This is a genomic window from Nocardia cyriacigeorgica (genome assembly GCF_029868385.1).
Lineage (GTDB): Bacteria > Actinomycetota > Actinomycetes > Mycobacteriales > Mycobacteriaceae > Nocardia > Nocardia cyriacigeorgica_F.
In genome coordinates, this window is record NZ_JARWNX010000064.1 from 410,028 (window position 1) to 426,068 (window position 16,041).

At 67.4% G+C, this 16,041-nt stretch carries 15 protein-coding genes; 9 read left to right on the top strand and 6 right to left on the bottom strand.

The features are described 5' to 3' along the window. Positions 1–14: 14 nt before the first annotated feature. The 5 genes from QH168_RS27235 (at position 15) to acpM (ending at position 3,435) form a co-directional block, all read left to right on the top strand. Complete coding sequence (locus tag QH168_RS27235) at positions 15–800, top strand: HAD family hydrolase (RefSeq protein ID WP_280468940.1); 786 nt, start codon at positions 15–17, stop codon at positions 798–800. 93 nt (positions 801–893) lie between these two features. Further along, positions 894–1,289, top strand: coding sequence for a hypothetical protein (locus tag QH168_RS27240; protein WP_280468840.1), 396 nt, complete (start codon positions 894–896; stop codon positions 1,287–1,289). 304 nt (positions 1,290–1,593) lie between these two features. Next, positions 1,594–2,127, top strand: a complete 534-nt coding sequence (locus QH168_RS27245) for a DUF4254 domain-containing protein (protein ID WP_280468841.1) — start codon at positions 1,594–1,596, stop codon at positions 2,125–2,127. Positions 2,128–2,329: 202 nt separating this feature from the next. After that, positions 2,330–3,049: a helix-turn-helix domain-containing protein gene (locus QH168_RS27250; protein ID WP_280468843.1), complete on the top strand. Its 720-nt coding sequence runs from the start codon at positions 2,330–2,332 to the stop codon at positions 3,047–3,049. Positions 3,050–3,126: 77 nt separating this feature from the next. Beyond that, positions 3,127–3,435: a meromycolate extension acyl carrier protein AcpM gene (acpM, locus tag QH168_RS27255; protein WP_280468844.1), complete on the top strand. Its 309-nt coding sequence runs from the start codon at positions 3,127–3,129 to the stop codon at positions 3,433–3,435. A gap of 27 nt (positions 3,436–3,462) precedes the next feature. Here acpM and QH168_RS27260 read toward each other — a convergent pair whose 3' ends face one another. The 3 genes from QH168_RS27260 to QH168_RS27270 are packed head-to-tail and all read right to left on the bottom strand — an operon-like array spanning position 3,463 to position 5,551. After that, a complete protein-coding gene (locus QH168_RS27260; protein WP_280468846.1) occupies positions 3,463–4,221 on the bottom strand; it encodes an AIM24 family protein in 759 nt (252 codons plus the stop codon). Positions 4,222–4,223: 2 nt separating this feature from the next. Beyond that, positions 4,224–4,922 (bottom strand): AIM24 family protein, encoded by a 699-nt coding sequence (locus QH168_RS27265; protein WP_280468847.1) that lies wholly within the window; start codon positions 4,920–4,922, stop codon positions 4,224–4,226. A 5-nt stretch (positions 4,923–4,927) separates the two neighbouring features. Beyond that, entirely contained in the window at positions 4,928–5,551 is a 624-nt protein-coding gene (locus tag QH168_RS27270; protein WP_280468848.1) for an AIM24 family protein, read from the bottom strand. Positions 5,552–6,008: 457 nt separating this feature from the next. On the opposite strand from QH168_RS27270, the gene QH168_RS27275 reads away from it, so the two are divergent. Together QH168_RS27275 and QH168_RS27280 are read left to right on the top strand one after the other, a co-directional pair. Beyond that, complete coding sequence (locus tag QH168_RS27275; RefSeq protein ID WP_280468849.1) at positions 6,009–7,364, top strand: TerD family protein; 1,356 nt, start codon at positions 6,009–6,011, stop codon at positions 7,362–7,364. 21 nt (positions 7,365–7,385) lie between these two features. Then, positions 7,386–8,930: a TerD family protein gene (locus tag QH168_RS27280; RefSeq protein ID WP_280468850.1), complete on the top strand. Its 1,545-nt coding sequence runs from the start codon at positions 7,386–7,388 to the stop codon at positions 8,928–8,930. 37 nt (positions 8,931–8,967) lie between these two features. Here the strand turns inward: QH168_RS27280 and QH168_RS27285 are convergent, their stop codons facing one another. From QH168_RS27285 to QH168_RS27295, 3 genes are all read right to left on the bottom strand, one after another. Next, positions 8,968–10,629 carry a glycosyltransferase family 87 protein gene (locus QH168_RS27285; protein WP_280468942.1) on the bottom strand — a complete coding sequence of 554 codons (1,662 nt, stop codon included), beginning with the start codon at positions 10,627–10,629 and terminating at the stop codon, positions 8,968–8,970. Between the two features lie 80 nt (positions 10,630–10,709). Next, positions 10,710–13,595, bottom strand: a complete 2,886-nt coding sequence (locus tag QH168_RS27290) for a transglycosylase domain-containing protein (protein WP_432421176.1) — start codon at positions 13,593–13,595, stop codon at positions 10,710–10,712. A 193-nt stretch (positions 13,596–13,788) separates the two neighbouring features. Further along, entirely contained in the window at positions 13,789–14,208 is a 420-nt protein-coding gene (locus tag QH168_RS27295; protein WP_280468851.1) for a DUF5318 domain-containing protein, read from the bottom strand. A gap of 118 nt (positions 14,209–14,326) precedes the next feature. On the opposite strand from QH168_RS27295, the gene QH168_RS27300 reads away from it, so the two are divergent. After that, positions 14,327–15,217 (top strand): DUF1707 SHOCT-like domain-containing protein, encoded by an 891-nt coding sequence (locus QH168_RS27300; RefSeq protein WP_280468852.1) that lies wholly within the window; start codon positions 14,327–14,329, stop codon positions 15,215–15,217. A 5-nt stretch (positions 15,218–15,222) separates the two neighbouring features. Then, on the top strand, positions 15,223–16,029 hold the full coding sequence (locus QH168_RS27305) for a DUF1707 SHOCT-like domain-containing protein (protein ID WP_280468853.1): 807 nt from the start codon (positions 15,223–15,225) through the stop codon (positions 16,027–16,029). Positions 16,030–16,041: the final 12 nt, after the last annotated feature.

Below are 16,041 nucleotides of genomic sequence, written 5' to 3' on the forward strand. Positions count from 1 at the left end.
ACCTGGACCGCACCATGATCTACTCCCGCAACGCGTTCAGCACCGACGATGAACTCGCCACCGTCTGCGTGGAGCATCTGGAGGGCGCGCCGCTGTCGTATATGACCACCACCGCCGCCGCACGGATGCGGACCCTCACCCGGCCCGCGGCCGTCGTCCCCACCACCACGCGCACCATCAAACAATTCGGCCGCATCCAATTGCCCGGCGCGCCTTGGCGCTATGCGATCACCAGCAATGGCGGCAATATCCTGGTCGACGGTATTCCCGATATGCGCTGGCGGATCGATATCGACGCCGAGGTCCGCGCCGGTGGCGCAACGCTCTCCGCGATCAGCGCCGAACTGCGCTCCCGCATCGATGAGAGCTGGGCGCCGAAATTCCGCATCGCCGATCACCTGTTCTGCTATCTGGTCGTCAAACCGAAGGCCGTCCCGGAGGATTTCCTCGCCGAATGGGATGCCTGGTGCCGCCCGCGCGGTTGGTCCGCCTCCCAGCAGGGCCGCAAGATCTACACCATGCCCCTGGCGGTGTGTAAGAGCCGGGCCGTCGCCGAAGTCCGGCGTCGTCTCGTCGAATCCGGTGAACTCGCCGATACCGCAACCACTCTCGCCGCCGGTGACGGCGCCCTCGACGCCGAGATGCTGCGCGCCGCCGACTCCGCGATCCGTCCCCGCCACGGCGAACTGGAGCTTCTCAACTGGACCCATCCCAACCTCACCGTCACCGCGGCATCGGGAATCATGGCCGGTGAGGAAATTCTCGACTGGTTCATCGAGGCGGCGCCCGCGGCGGCGTGAAGGAATAAGGGTGACCGTATCGCGCGGATACCGGCGGGTTTCCCGCTATGTTGACCAGGCAACTCATTCGTCGGACAGCGATACGGAGTAACCATGGGTATGACTCGGAATGTTGTCGGTATGTCGGTGATCATCGCGGGCGCCGCGACGATGATCACGCTTTCGGCCGGTTCGGCGGTTGCGGAGCCGCGGGACTGTGTGCTGAACCAGTGGCCGACCGGCGCGTCGGCACAATGCGGAGGCGACGGCACCTACATCCTGGAAGTGGATTGCCTCGGCGTGAACCTGGCCCACGGTCAGCCGTTCGGGCCCTACAACAAATCCGTCACCGGCTTCGCCGGAGACCCCGCCAGTCGCCCGAGCCGCGATTGTCTGATGCCAACCACGCTGGGGCAGATCGGGATCGCGACCGGTGTGCGGATCACCCAGGTGCCGACTCGCCCCGGCCTGCCGGACAACGCCTGGGAGTACGACCCGGGACGGCGCTGACGTCCAGGTAGCGACCACATGGCAGATGTCGGGAATCGAGCGGAAGATGTCGTATCCGACACTGCTGGTCGATCCGGCTCGATCGTAGGCTGCTGAGGGTCACTACTTCTTTCCCCCGAGATCCCATGAGGGGGAAACCGGCACACCACGCTCTGGTCCGTGCCGTTGCCTTCGGAGTCGATATGCCTGCTCTCACCACCGCGAACATCAACGACCCCGGCTGGACCCGGACCATATCGGCAGATCGGTTCCTACTATCTCGGCGGCGGCTCCGACGGCATCCGAATCGGCGATCGGCCCTGTCATGACACCCCGGCCGGGGTGGCGCGGCAAGAGCAGATCGCCGCTGATCTTGTGCCCCGAGGTCGGCCGATCGACCGCGGTCGGGAGGCTGCCGAACGCCAGTGAACTGCTGTGCGCGCTCGGTGGCCGGAACCTGCACGGCCGCCTGTGCCACCTGGCGCACGACCTGGCCGATCTGCACGCCCTGACCTATTCCCGGCCGTCCACCGATGGATCGGCCACGAAACGACGCGATGAGCTGATCGCCGATATCAACGCCTGGGCGGCCGTGCACCTACCCCTGCCTGCCGTTGGTGCGCGCGCACACCGGGAAACCCTCGGCGACACCATCGACCGAATAGCCGCCGTAGCGGCCCGCGCCTTCCACCTGCTGATGACCGACGACCCCGCCGGAATCCGGGTGCACACCGCATGGACCCGCCTGGCCGAACTGGAACTCGCCTACGGCGACCTGGTCCGCGAACTCGACGACGGCCGCCGCTACCTCCCCCGCCGCGAGCCGAAACCCCGCCCCGCCCCCTGCCACCTCCCCTGACTGCGCCCAATACTGCTGCTGGCCGTTGCAGGCCACGGCCGCTCGAATGCCCCGTGGCCACTAAAGCTCCCGTATGTCCAATCGATTGGACACTCGGGCGACGGTGAGGCACACTATGGCCGTGTCCGATCACCCCTACCGTGTCCGAATAGCTGGGAAGGCAGTCGGTTTGGCCCGCGAGCGTGCGGAGATCACCGACATCGTGTCTCGTAGTGTGGTCGCCGAGGCCATCGCCGTGATGCGCGCGGAGGGTCTGAGTGACCGAAGAATTGCCACGGAACTGGGTGTCAGCAAGTCCTCGATCAAGGCGATGGCGGTCCGGCCCGCGCCCGCGGATCGGGATGTCGCGGCCCAAGTCGAGCCGCTGCGCCGGATGGTGTGGGTCGATGTCGCGGATACGACTGATCAGCACTGGCTGATCGAGGATGACCATCTTCGTAGTTACGAACGGATGCTGCTGCACGGCATCACGCCAGAACTGACCTCACCGACGGATCTGGCGGTCACGGACGCACGGGAATACGTGCAGGTGACCACGGGCCGACGAATCCTGGTCTACTCCCAGACTCGCTGGAACGGTCGGCCGAATCCGGCGTCGGAGTCGGGCGGTGATCAACGTGGGCGTTATCTCGTCGAACAGTGCCCTGGCCTCGACCGGGGTGTATGCGCTGCCAAGCACACACCCGTCGCTCTCGACGAGATCGGCCTGGACGAGGGCGACGATCTCTACGGGGATGGTTGGCCGCAACGCCGCCCGACCGCGCACCAGGTGTGGAAGCTGATCACGGCGGCCATCGAGGACACCCACCAGATCTTCGATCCTTCCTATCCGGAGTGGGAGATCAAGCGCCGCCGTGGCACCACGGACCGCTACCTCGAGCGCGCCGATCGCCGCTCGGCTCGCCGCGTCGACGCCGATTAGCTTGCACGACACGACAACCGATACCTGTCCATCGATCGAACTATCGAACTCGTCTCATCCGAACACATGGAGGAAGCATGGAAATCGCAACTCGGGAAGAACTCGTCGCCGGTATCGCCGAAATCATCGAAGAAGTGACCGGCATCGAACCGTCCGAAGTGACCATCGACAAATCGTTCGTCGACGATCTCGACATCGACTCGCTCTCCATGGTCGAAATTGCCGTTCAGACCGAGGACAAGTACGCCGTCAAGATCCCCGACGAAGACCTCGCCGCTCTACGCACCGTGGGCGACGCCGTCGACTACATCCAGAAGCTCGCTTCCGAGAACTCCGAGACCGCCCAGGCCATCCGCGAGAAGTTCGAGGCGAACAAGCGCAACTGACCGGAGCTTCGATGCGCGGCGTGTCGCTCAGTACTGCTGGCCGGCGAGTTGCTGGGCGACCACGCCCTGGATGCGTTGTAGGCCCGGCACTGTCATACCGCTCTGCAACTGTCCTTCGATGGTGCGTACCAGTGCGGAATCGCTCATCACCTTCTCGCTGGACTGGATCAGTACGGTGCCGGCGCCGGTGAAGTCGAATTGGCGTTCTTCGCCGGAGTTGACGCCGAAGCGGGCGGCGCCCGCGGCGAGGAAGCTGGTGACCCAGCGCTGGTCGTAGTGGTGGCTGGGGGAGGGGCAATCGGCCCAGCCGACAAGGGATTCCGGGTCCACTCGCAGCGGCGGTTCGGCGAACATGACCGGGCCGTTGGAGGAGGCGAGGAACTTGCCGGTGCCGATGAGGGTGAGGAAGCCGGGGACGATGGACTGGTTCAGCGACAGACCAGGCTCGAAGGCGAGCAGGTTGGCGGCGCGGATGGTGAGGTTGCCGTCGTCGAGGTCATAGGAGTTGATGTCGTAGCCGCGGTCGCCGATGATCAGCTTGCCGTGACCCTCGGCCACGACATAGTCGCTGGTGAACAGTGGTGCGGAGAACTGCTGCGACACCATGTGCATCAGCGAACCCTGTAAACCATGGGTGAGCAGCTGGAACTGGATCTGTCCGTAGTAGGCGATCATCGCGCCCTTGCGCATGAACCACGGCTTGGTCAGGTCGATGCAGTACGCGTAGCTGTTTCCCGGGATGTTGTCGCTCTCACCGAGATTCATCGGGTTCAGGATCTGGCTCATGATCACAACTTCTCTTCCGAGGCCTGCACATAGACGACACCTTGTCCGACGCAATGCAATTGCATGGCTTCGCCGGAACCGCGACCGACCGCATCGCGCCAGCTCATCGCGGTCTTGAGTTCGGTCTGCACATTGCCGTAGGCGGCGATGAACGCCTGCGGATCCACCACGATCGGGTTCGGACCGCCGACCGGCAGTTCCAGGAACCCGCCGTGCGCGAGCAATACCGCGCTGCCCTGCCCGGACAGTTGGGTGGTGAACATGCCCTGTCCGGTCATCGCGCCGGAGGCGGCGCCGCGCAGCGCGCCCATCAGGCCGCCACCCCCACCGCCACCGCCGGAACTCATCACCGACACCACCGAACTCTGCAAACCGGCGGTATGGGCAAGCAGCCGTGAGGCTTCCACCCGCAGTGTGGCTCCCGGCTGCATATGCACCACCTGGACCTCGAGCCCGGCGTATCCGTAGTGCACCTCGCCGTTGCCCTGGGCCAGCATGGTGCGTTCATGCTCGCCCTGCATCATCCGGCCCGCGATCCGCATGATCCCACCGGCGCCGCCCATGCCTTGACCGCCCGGAATCTGATGCGGCGCGAAGGAGACGTCGCCGGTGTAGAACAGCATCGCGCCGGCGCGGGCGGCCACCCCACCCGCCATGCCGACGTTGACCTTGACGACCTTGCCGTTGACCTGCTCGAACATCGTCCCTACCGTTCCGCGGGCTGGATCGACACCACGCCCTGCCCATCCCAGCGCAGCGAGAACGCCTCGCCCGCATCCTGTCCGACGACCGTGCGCCAGGAGACATCGGTGACGAACGACTGATTGAGATTGCCGCGCGCGGCGACGAACGCGTCCGGGTCGACCACCAGCGGGTACTGCGGCGTGACTTCCAGCTCGATCAGCGGCCCGCCCGCCGACAGCAGCGCCACCTGGCCCTGACCGGTGACCGTCGTGGTGAACAAGCCCTGTCCGGCGGAGGCGCCGTGCAGTCCGGCGAAGCGCACATCGGTGCGCAGATTGCCGCAGAAGGCCAGCAGCTGCTGCGATTCCACTTGCAGCGTCTCGTTGTTCAGGTTCACCACCGAGACGTTCTGGCCGTTGACCGCGAAGAACACCCGGCCGTTGCCGCCGCATTCCATCAGCGACAGCTTCTCGCCGGTGGCGCGGCGCTTGAGCCCGGCGATCACACCGTCGCCGCCGCCGAATCCGGCGGATTTGAACTGGACGTTTCCTTCGTAGGCGATCATCGACCCGGAGATCGCACGCAGGCTTGTGCCCGCGAGATGCGCCTCGATCACCTTCTTCGACTGTTCGAACAGTTGCGCCATGGGGAGTTTTGCCTGTCGTGTCGATTGGGGAACACGGGCAATCCCCCCATGCTCCGAATGCGTCGCCGCCACACTAGTAGACGACGGCGATCGACGTTGATCTCAGCCCACAGACGCTGATCCCGGTCCCAGAGGGCCTACCCAGCTCGTTGTGCCGCACCGTGAACTCGAGAGGGCAAACGCAACGAGGCGGTGGCGCATAGTCTCGATCGACCACCGATACACCCATCGCCGAGGCGAACTGTTTCGTGCGCCACCCAGGGGCGAGTCTTACGAGCCCCGGTCGCGGCCCGGCTCGTGTTTCCGCGCTCGAAGCGCAGGTGCCGAAGGCACGAGTCTCGAGCGCGGAAACACGAGCCGAAGAGGGCCGCGAACAGCGGCGCCGAAGGCGACGCAAATAAAACACAGCTTTCTCGTAGAGTGGCTTCGGTACGCACCGACAAGCGAAGGGTCGAACTTGTCCGCAACACTCGCCAAGGGCCAGAACGGTCCCCTGCCCGGCAACGACGTGGTGATTTCCATTCAGTTGACGGCGCAGGCTGATTTGTCCGCGCTCCTGGTCACCGAACAGGGCAAGGTGCGCTCGGACGCCGACTTCGTGTTCTTCAATCAGCCGAGCGGTCCCGGTGTGCACCTACAGCCGGGTCCGGCCGGTCAGCCCGCGTCGCTGGCGGTGTCGCTGAACGCGGTGCCCGCCGATATCGATCAGATCCGTGCCGTCATCACCCTCGATGACGCGACCAGCAACTTCGGGCGCTATCCGGCGCCGACGGCCATCGTCTCCGATCCGTCCGGCAACCAGCTGTTCGAGTACCGCATCGATGGCCTGGACACCGAGTCGATCGTCATCGCGCTGGAGCTGTACCGGCGGCAGGGTGCGTGGAAGGTGCGCGCGGTCGGGCAGGGGTACGCCGGTGGCTTCGCGGCGCTCGTCACCGACCATGGCGTGACCGTCGACGACTCCCCACCGCCCGCCCCGGCTCCGCAGCCTGCCCCGGTTCCGCCACCGGTCCAGCCCGCTCCGGTTCCGCCACCGGCTCAGCCCGCGTACCCGACGCAGCCGCCGCCCGCACCGCAGGGTGGCTACCCGGCTCCGCCGCCGCCCGCGCCTTATCCGGCCCAGGGTGGCGGATATCCGCCGCCGCCGGGGCCGGGTGGTTATCCGCCGCCCGGCGCGCCGGTGCCGCCCCCGCCGCCGCAGCAGCAGGGCGAGGTGAGCCTGAGCAAGGACCGCCCGGTCAGCTTGCAGAAGGGCCAGCGGGTCACGCTGCGCAAGGAGGGCGGTACCGCGCTCACCTTCGTGAAGATGGGTCTCGGCTGGGATCCGGTGCGCAGCCGGGGCATGTTCGGCAACCGCACTGTCGATATCGATCTGGACGCCTCGGTGGTGATGTTCGCCGATATGAACCCCGCCGATGTCGCCTACTACGGGCAGCTGAGTTCCAAGGACGGCTCGGTCCGTCACCAGGGCGACAACCTCACCGGTGAGGGTGAGGGCGACGACGAGATGATCCTGGTGGATCTGACCCGCATCCCCGCCCACATCAGCACCCTGTTCTTCATCGTCACCTCCTACAAGGGTCACACCTTCGAACAGGTGCAGAACGCGTTCTGCCGCTTGATCGATGGCGGTAACAACGCCGAGCTGGCCCGCTACACCCTGGCCGGTGGTATGCCGTTCACCGCGATGGCGATGGCGAAGGTGTATCGCGTGGGCGGTGATTGGAAGATGCAGGCGCTCGGCGAGGGTTTCCAGGCCAAACATCCCGGCGAGGCGGTGCCGCAGCTCGGCCGGTTCCTCTCGGCCAACTGAGGATCGACGGGGGTTGTGGACGTGAGGCAACTGACGGCAGGGCAGAACGTGCCCCTGACGGCAGAAGTGGTGCGGTTCGGTGTGCACGCCGATGCCGCACTGGACATCTCGGCGCTGGTGGTGGCCGACGACCTTCGGGTGTCGGCCGCCGCCGACGTCGTCACCGGTGATCGGACGACGGCGCCGGGAGTGCGGCTCGGCCCGGACGGTGTGACCGTCACCCTCGCCGAGGTCCGCGCCGACGCGCAGGCGGTGCTACTGGTGGCGAGCACGGCCGGACAATCGGCCGAGCTCGGCAAGGTGGTGGCCGAACTCTCCGAAAACGGCGCCGCCACGGTGGAGTTCGCGATCGCGCCCGCGGCCGGTGAGCGGGCGCTGATCTGCCTGGAGGTCTATCGGCGGCAGGGTGCGTGGAAGGTGCGCGCGGTCGGACAGGGTTATGCCGGTGGCCTCGCCGAACTGCTGCACGCTCATGGTGCGGCGGCTTTCGTGCCCGCTGCTGCCGCTCCGGCTGCCCCGCAAGCGGATCCGTATGCCATGGCCCCGCCCGCGCAGGGTGGCAGTCCGCTCGAGGTCGGCCACGGGCTGGAACGGCTGTGGATGATCTTCGAGGACGCCGCCCGATCGGCGGCCGCGCTGATCTCGGCTCGTGACTACGCCGCCAAACGGCTCGATCAGGAGCTGTCGGAGGCGGTGTCGGATCCGGCCACCAGGAATACCCCGGCCGCCGACGCCGCCCGCGCGAACGCGCAACGCCGCCACGATGAACTCAACGCCATCGCCGAGGCCAACCATGCTCGCGACAGCGAACAACTGGTGCGTGAACTGACCGAGGCCGACCAGGCGCTGCCGCCCTCGCTGGCCTCCTGGGAATCATCGGCCTGGGACCGTGCGCCCGCGACCTCGGACGGGATCCGGCTCGGTGAGCTGTATGCCATCGACCGTGGGCCGCTGCGTATCCCGTACTGCGTTCCGGTGCCGCTGAATCGGCCGCTGTGGATCGATACCGAATCCTCGTCGGCGGTCGCGCCGGTCGTCGGGGCACTGCTGGCTCGGCTGGTCGCGGCGGCGCCGCAGCGCCGGACCGTGGTGGACGTCATCGATCTGACCGGTGCCTTCGCCGGTCTCACCGATCTGCTGGTTCCGGTGCTCGGCGGTCCGCCGATCACCGACCACACCGAGATCTCCGCCCGCCTGAAGACCTTGGCCGACGCCGCCGAGTTGGCCGAGATGGCATACAACAGCGGCGCGGGCACACCGCCCACTGAACACCGTGTGTTGGTGGCGGCGGATTTCCCGCACGGTTATCAGGCCACCGATGTGCAGCGGCTCGGCTCACTGCTCATGCGCGGTGATCTGATCGGTCTGTCCACGGTCATCGTCGGCAGCAACGAATCCGACTCCGACGACAGCATGGTCGCGGCCCTGTCACAGGCCTGCCGCCATCTGCCGACGGTTGCCGGTACGCCGCTGTTCGATCCGTGGACCGGCAGCGCCTGGGAACTGGATCTGGATCTGTTGCCGCAGGAACCGGAACGGCAGGCCCGCATCCTGCGCGCCCGCTGACGCCCGCTCCGGGCCGGGCCGGTGCGGACCGGCCCGCTCAGCCGGTGCGCACCGGTCCTTCCTTGGGCCGCAACCATTCCGGCAACCAGGGCAGCAGCGGGTCCGGTGCGTGATCGAGCGGTCCGCCGACCGGATCGTCGACGAAATCGCGCCGCACCAGATCCTCATCGGGACGGTAGATCTGGCGCACGATCAACGCGCACACCGTGATCACCGCGATATCGCGCAGTATCACCGCACCGGTGAACCACTGCTCCGGCAGACCCTTACGGTCGATGCCGAGGTAGTAGAACATGCGCGGCACCCACACCAGGGCGTCGATCGTCATCCACGCCAACAGGATCCGGCGATGCGGCAGCGCGAGCACGGCCAGCGGTACCAGCCACAGCGAATACTGCGGGCTCCACACCTTGTTGGTCAGCAGGAACGCCGCGATCACCAAGAAGCACAGTTGTGCCAGGCGCGGCCTGCGCGGCGCCGTCAGCCCGATATAGGCGATCAGCAGACAGGCGATGGCGAACAGCGTCAGCGATACCAGGTTGAGGATCGTCGGCGGTTCACCGTGGTCGAGCACCCCGTCGAAACCGGGCCAGCCGGTGAACGAGGTGATGACGTTGTAGATCGAATCGGGATCGGCATGCCTGCTGGTGTTGAGCCGGAAGAACTCCCGCCATCCGGTGGGATACAGTGCCGCGATCGGTAGATTCACGATCAGCCAGGTGCCCGCCGCCGCGCCGACGGTCAGCCCCGCCGCGCCGAGCGGACGGGTGCCGAGAATCCGCACCCGATGCGGTATCTCGCCGATCCAGGTGCGGGCGGCCGGTAGCCCGTCGATCTCGTTCAACCGGATCTTGATATGCGCGCTGGGCGTGCGCTGCATCGGATCGGCGCGCAGACACAGCACCAGGATCGGGCCGAGTAGCAGCAGCGGATACAGTTTCGCCGCACCGCCGAGACCGAGCAGCACACCGGCGAGCACGGGTCGTTTACGCGCCCAGGCCAGCAGACCGGTCGCGGCCAGAGCTGTTGCCAGGGCATCGAAATTGGTGAATCCGTGCACGATCACCAGCGGTGAGCAGGCGACGAGCGCGGCGTCCCATACCCGGCGTCCGGCCAGCAGCGCCGTCGCCCATACGGTGACCAGCCAGGCCAGCGCCAGGCCGATAGCGATCACATTGAAGTAGATGACCACCTGCAATGCGCCGGGTAGCGGTCCGGCGTCCCAGCTCTTGGCGATCTGCATCGACACGTACTGGTACAGGCCCGACAGCACCGGATACTCCATATGCCGGGTTTCGGTGCCGCCGTCGGGTGTTTCCTCGGTCCAGGACTTCTTGTACGGGAACGCGCCCTCGTTCAACCGTTCCGCGCCGTAGAGCGGGACGGTGTCGGAGTAGCACATGGCCACGTACTGGCGGCCGTCGTTCCAGTCGAGGGTGAGTGCGCCGTTCGCGGTTTCGGTCTGCTGGATGCAGGCCGCCTTGGTGCCCCAGCCGAGGGCGAGGAACAGCACCGTGAACAGGAACAGCACCCGCACCGGCGTCCAGAACCCGGCCCGGCCGATCAGCGCGTGATCACCGACCGGGCCGCCGATCACCGTGCACAGCTGCGCTGTCAGGGAGTCGTTGCGGCTCGGCCGGTCCCTGGCATCGGCGGACCGCAGATCCGGGGCGAGCGGTGCCGGGGAGTCGTACCGCATGTCACCGGACCGGTCGCCTGGGTGCGCGCTCCCATTGGTCGGCTCGCCCGCCGGTCGCTGATCGGTCACGGCACCCGAGGCTACCGGGAGCGGCCGGGCGGAGCTCCGTTCGTACCCCCGGAGTCGTCGTCCCCGCCGCTCGCGCCGCCGCCATCGGATTCGGTGCCGCTGTCGGAACCGTCACCGGAGGATTCGCCCTGGCCCGTCGAGGGTGAGCCGTCCGGCGGCGCGGTCGGCTGACCGGGCAGCGGCCCGGAATCCGACGGTTGCTGCGGTTGCGGCCGCACCTGTGCCTGCGGATTCGGCTGCACACCTGGCACCGGGATGGTGATACCCGGCAGGATCTCCACCTGGCTCGGGGTGATCACGACCGGCGGCTCGAACGACGGAGCCTGTGTGGTCGACGGGGCCGTGTAGGGCGCCGTCCACGACGGGACACCGGCCTGGCCCTTGATCGGCGCCGGCTTCGGGAAGGTCTCCTTCGGCGTGCCCTCGAGCGCACCGTCCATGGTGGCCTTCCAGATATCCGACGGCAGGCTGGAGCCGTAGATCATGGCACCGCCGTAATTGCGCAGCGGCTCACCCTGTTCGGTGCCGACCCAGACCGCAGTGGACAGCGACGGCGTGTAGCCGACCATCCAGGCGTCCTTGTTCTCGCCGGTGTCGCCGAGCTGGGCGGTGCCGGTCTTGGCGGCCGACTCCCGGCCACCGGCAAGGCCGTGGTTGCGGGAGTAGCCCGCGATCGGCTTCATCGCCGCGGTGACGTTGTCGGCGACAGCTTCCGAGACCCGCTCCTCACCGGCGACCTCACCGCGATCGAGCAGCACCTCACCGTCGGCGGTGACCACACGCTGCACGAAATGCGGTGCGTGATAGGTGCCCGACGCCGCCAGCGTGGCGTACGCCGAGGCCATATCGAGCACGCGCGCCTGGTACTGGCCGAGCACGATGCCGTTGTTCGGGCCCGAGCCGTCCGGTTCGGTGAGGGTCTTGCCGACGCCGGGGATCTCGTCCGGGATGCCGAGCTTGTGCGCCATATCGGCAATTTTCTGCGGACCGTTCTGCATATCCAGCTGCATGCGGTAGAAACTGGTGTTCAGCGAACGCTTGAGCGCCTCGGCGATGGTGCACATACCGCAGGATTCGCCCTCGACATTGGTGATCTTGATGCCGTGCACGGTCAGCGGTGAGCTGTCGTACATCTGCGACAGCGGGACGCCCATCTCCAGGTTCTGCGCGAGGCCGAACACCTTGAACGACGAACCGGTCTGGAGGCCCGCGTTGGCGAAGTCGTAGCCCTGGCCGTCATTGCCGCCGTAGTAGGCGCGCACCGCACCGCTACGCGGATCGACCGACACCACGGCCGTGCGCAGCTTCTCCGGCTCGCCCTGCATGTTCTCGGCCACCGCGTCGAGTGCGGCCTGCTGGGCCTTCGGATCGATCGTCGTGGTGATCTGGAGGCCAGCGGTGTTGAGCTGCTGCTCGCTGATCCCCGCGGCCGAGAGTTCACGCAGCACCTGCTGCTTGATCAGGCCCTCCGGGCCGTCGTCCATGGACTTCTCACCGAGCGAGGCCAGCGGCACCACCTGTGGGTACTGCATGGACTTGCGTTCGGCCGCGGCCAGATTGCCCTCCGAGACCATGCCGTCGAGCACATAACCCCAGCGGGTCTTCGCGCCCTCGGGGTTCTTCTCCGGGTCGAGTGAGGACGGCAGCTGGATCGTCGCGGCCAGCACCGCGCCCTCGGCCACGGTCAGCTCCTGCACGGGCTTACCGAAGTACGCCTTGGCGGCGGCGTCGATACCGTAGGCGCCGCGACCGAAGTAGATGGTGTTGAGGTAGGCGGCGAGGATTTCGTCCTTGCTCCACTGCCTGGCCATCTTCGCCGAGATCACCAGCTCCTTGAGCTTGCGATTGAGCGAACGTTCGTCACCGACCATCGCGTTCTTCACGTACTGCTGGGTGATGGTGGAACCACCGCCCGCGCTTTCCTTGCCGAGTACGTTGTCGCGGGCCGCGCGCACGAAACCGGACACCGAGAAACCGGGGTTGGTGTAGAAGTCCCGGTCCTCGGCCGCGGTGACCGCGTTGCGGACATGCGGCGGAACCTGATCGATGGTGACGTCGGTGCGGTTGCCTTCCGGCGGAACCACCTTGCTGATCTCGGTGGTGCCGTCGGCGGCGTAGATCATCGCGACCTGATTGGTCTTCAGATCGCCGGGCTGGGGCACCGACACGGTGGAGTAGGCGATCAGGAACACGGTGCTGGGCACCACGATCGCCAGCGCGATCAGCACATAGATGGTGCGGCGCACGATGCGCCACGGCGACTTCTTCTTACCGCCGGGCCTGCGCCTACCCGGACCGCCGGAATCGTCGCCGTCACCACCACCGCGCCGCGGCGGCGGACCCGACGGCGGGCCGGAACGCGATTGCGCCCGGCGTTCTCCGGTATTCGCGGCACCCGTCACCGGGGTCCGGCGCGCGGCGGGGCGCGGGCCGGTGCTGGACGCCTTGCGGTCGCGCTGGGACACCGCCTCCGAGAGCGAGGCGGGGCGGCTGATCTTCTGCGTCGCCTGCGCCTTGCCGCCCTCCAGATCGGACTTGCTGATCTTCTGGGTGGACTGTGCGGGGGTCGGCAGACCCGGATTCGGCTGCGGCGGCCTGCCCTGCGGCGACCGACCCTGCGGCTGGCCGCCCTGCGGGGGCCTGCCCGGCGGTGGTCCCGGACGATGCGGTGGCTGCGGGCCGCGCTGACCACCCGGCGGCGGCCCACCCTGCGGTCCACGCGGCCCCTGCGGACCCGGACGGCCGTTCGGACCGGGACGCGGACCGTTCGGACCACCGGGACCGGGCATCGGCGGGCCGGGGCGCGGACCACCCGCACCGGGGCGCGGGCCGCTCACCTGTGGACGCGGACCACCGGGGCCACCTTGGCCGGGGCGCCCACCGGGAGGTGGTCCCATCGGACGTTGGTTCGGGCCTGGTTGTGGACTGCGCTGCGTGCGGGCGTTCGGGTCATCGCCGGGGTTCTCGTAGGGCGAATTCACTGACAAGATCTCCAAAGCTCGTTTCGGTCCGGGTGGCTCGGTGCCGCCGAGGTCGCAACGGACCCGGCTCGGCCCCATAAGTCACCCGACGGGCAGATGACCAGGTACTTCATTCGGCAGCGGTGCGCCGGTTGGCTCTCGTACCGGTGCGCCGCCGCGGCGGCGCCGGTGTGGTGCCGAGCACATAGGACTGCACCAGATGGTTCCAGCTGCATGTCCGGCACACCTCGACCACATGAACCGAGAACTCCTCGCGCGTCTCGGCGAGACGGACGAGTTCCTCGGGTGTGCGAGCCGAGCCCGCTATCGGGCCGAGGCCGTCGCCGTAGACCCAGGATACGAGCGTGAGCTGTTCTTTCCGGCAGATAGGGCATGTGACCTCGCTCCCCCGACCGTGGAATTTCGCCGCACGCAGTAGATATGGATTCGCATCACATACCTCGGCGACATCGACACGGCCCGCATAGACGTCAGCCAGCAGCGACCGGCGCCGGAGCGCGTAGTCGACCACTTGCCGCTGAATTCGCACGCCACCCAGAGTAGCTGTGTCCAATTCGTTGCGCTGGCGCGCGGCGTTTTGTCAGCACCTGTTGTAGCCTGCCCGACCGGCAAAGCGAAACGTGTGTCTGTCCGATTAGAATCCGCTCGTGTCGACGTCTGTCCCCGGTCGGATGCGTGCGCGTGATCTGGACCGCTCCGATACCGCAAGCGTGCTGGACGCCGCCTATGCGGAGGGACAGCTCGGTGCCGACGAATACCACGATCGGGTGGCCAAGGCGAAGGCCGCGACAACCATCGGTGACCTGACCGCCCTCACCGCCGATCTGCAAACACCCGCCGCGCTCGGTGCGCGCGCACCCCGCGTCGTCTCGACGTCCCCGAAACGAGCGCGACCTTCCCGTCAAGGGTGGTACTCGGCCGCACTCACCGCTGCCGCGCTGGTGGTCGCGTTCGGCGCCTTCGCGCTGACCAGCGGTGACGACGAACCCGCACCGGCCGCACCGCCTGCCGCCGCTGTTCCCGAGGCCGAGCCCGCCGCGCCGCGCGCCGAGCTGGACGACGTCGACCCCGTGATCATCGAGACTCCCGATCTGGTCACCGGCGCGGGCTTGGCTCATTTCATCGCCGACTTCCGCGCCGAATTCGGTGACACCATCGCCGACGAGATCTCCCTGCATCCCGATCACGGCGACGTCGAACGAGCCGTCCCCGGACAGCCGAACCGCCTGGTCACCTACGACTATCGCGGCGGGTTCCAGCGGCCGAGTGAGCCGACCACCCGCAAGGTGGACACCCCGACGGTCGATCTCGGTGCCCTCGACACCACCGCCGTCGGGGCGGCGCTGGCGAACGCCGGGACCATCGCCCAGGTGCCGGACGGCAAGGTCTCGCACCTGTCGGTGGAGATATACCGGTTCGGGTCGTCCGAGGGCCAGATGGTGGTGTGGGTCTACGTCGGCAATGAGTTCGACGAGTCCGGCCATTTCGTGCTCGACCCCGCTGGTGAGGTGCTGCGGGTCTGGCCGTTCGAGGGTTGATGCCGATGACGATGAGAAACGACCAGCTCAGGGCGCGCGACACCGACCGTGTCGAGGTGTGTGCGCTCATCGACGCGGCACTACAGGACGGGCAGCTCACCGAGGCCGAGCACACCGCCCGCACCGGTTCCGCGATGCGCGCGAAATCCTTCGGTGAGCTGAACGCGCTCATCCGGGACCTACAGATTCCGAACGCGCTGGCCGGTTCGGCGGTCCTGCATCGTGATCGACCGAAGCATCGCTGGTGGGTTCCGGTCGCGGTGCTCGCGGTCGCCGCGGTGATCGGTGCGACCGCGGGGATTCTGCGGCCCGGCGAATCGGACGGGCCTGTCATCGCGGTCGGCGCGGAGCAGGCCGAACCGGTGAAGTTGCCCAGCCTGGTCACCGGGTCCGGGTTCGCGCTGTTCATCGACAGCTATCGGCGCGAGTTCGGCGACACCATCGCCGACACCGCGACGATCTTTCCCGAGTTCGCGGTGGTCCAGCGGCTGGAGGCGGGACAGCCGGTCATGTACCGGTTCGACGCGCAAGGTTTCCAGGCAAGCGGGTCCGCCACGGTGAGCTGGGCCAACGGGCGGCCCGTCGACCTGGGCGCCATCGATCTGACCGCCTTCGCCGGTCTGCTGCATGGCGCACCGGAGTCGGTGCGCCTGCCGGACGGTGCGGTGGAGCATCTCGGAATCGGCTACGAACTCATCGCCGCCGCCGACGCGGGGCCGGTGATCGATATCTACGTCGAGGACGGTGGCCGAACCGGGCGGATGATGGTCGACCCGGCGGGTAAGGCGCTGGAGATCTTTCCGGCCGACTGACACCGGGTCAGC

Coding starts and splice junctions, on each gene's coding strand:
- QH168_RS27305 (WP_280468853.1), top strand. CDS start 15,223: ATGACGATGAGAAACGACCAGCTCAGGGCGCGCGACACCGACCGTGTC.
- QH168_RS27270 (WP_280468848.1), bottom strand. CDS start 5,551: ATGGCGCAACTGTTCGAACAGTCGAAGAAGGTGATCGAGGCGCATCTC.
- QH168_RS27290 (WP_432421176.1), bottom strand. CDS start 13,595: ATGGGACCACCTCCCGGTGGGCGCCCCGGCCAAGGTGGCCCCGGTGGT.
- acpM (WP_280468844.1), top strand. CDS start 3,127: ATGGAAATCGCAACTCGGGAAGAACTCGTCGCCGGTATCGCCGAAATC.
- QH168_RS27245 (WP_280468841.1), top strand. CDS start 1,594: ATGACACCCCGGCCGGGGTGGCGCGGCAAGAGCAGATCGCCGCTGATC.
- QH168_RS27240 (WP_280468840.1), top strand. CDS start 894: ATGGGTATGACTCGGAATGTTGTCGGTATGTCGGTGATCATCGCGGGC.
- QH168_RS27260 (WP_280468846.1), bottom strand. CDS start 4,221: ATGAGCCAGATCCTGAACCCGATGAATCTCGGTGAGAGCGACAACATC.
- QH168_RS27235 (WP_280468940.1), top strand. CDS start 15: ATGATCTACTCCCGCAACGCGTTCAGCACCGACGATGAACTCGCCACC.
- QH168_RS27285 (WP_280468942.1), bottom strand. CDS start 10,629: ATGCGGTACGACTCCCCGGCACCGCTCGCCCCGGATCTGCGGTCCGCC.
- QH168_RS27265 (WP_280468847.1), bottom strand. CDS start 4,922: ATGTTCGAGCAGGTCAACGGCAAGGTCGTCAAGGTCAACGTCGGCATG.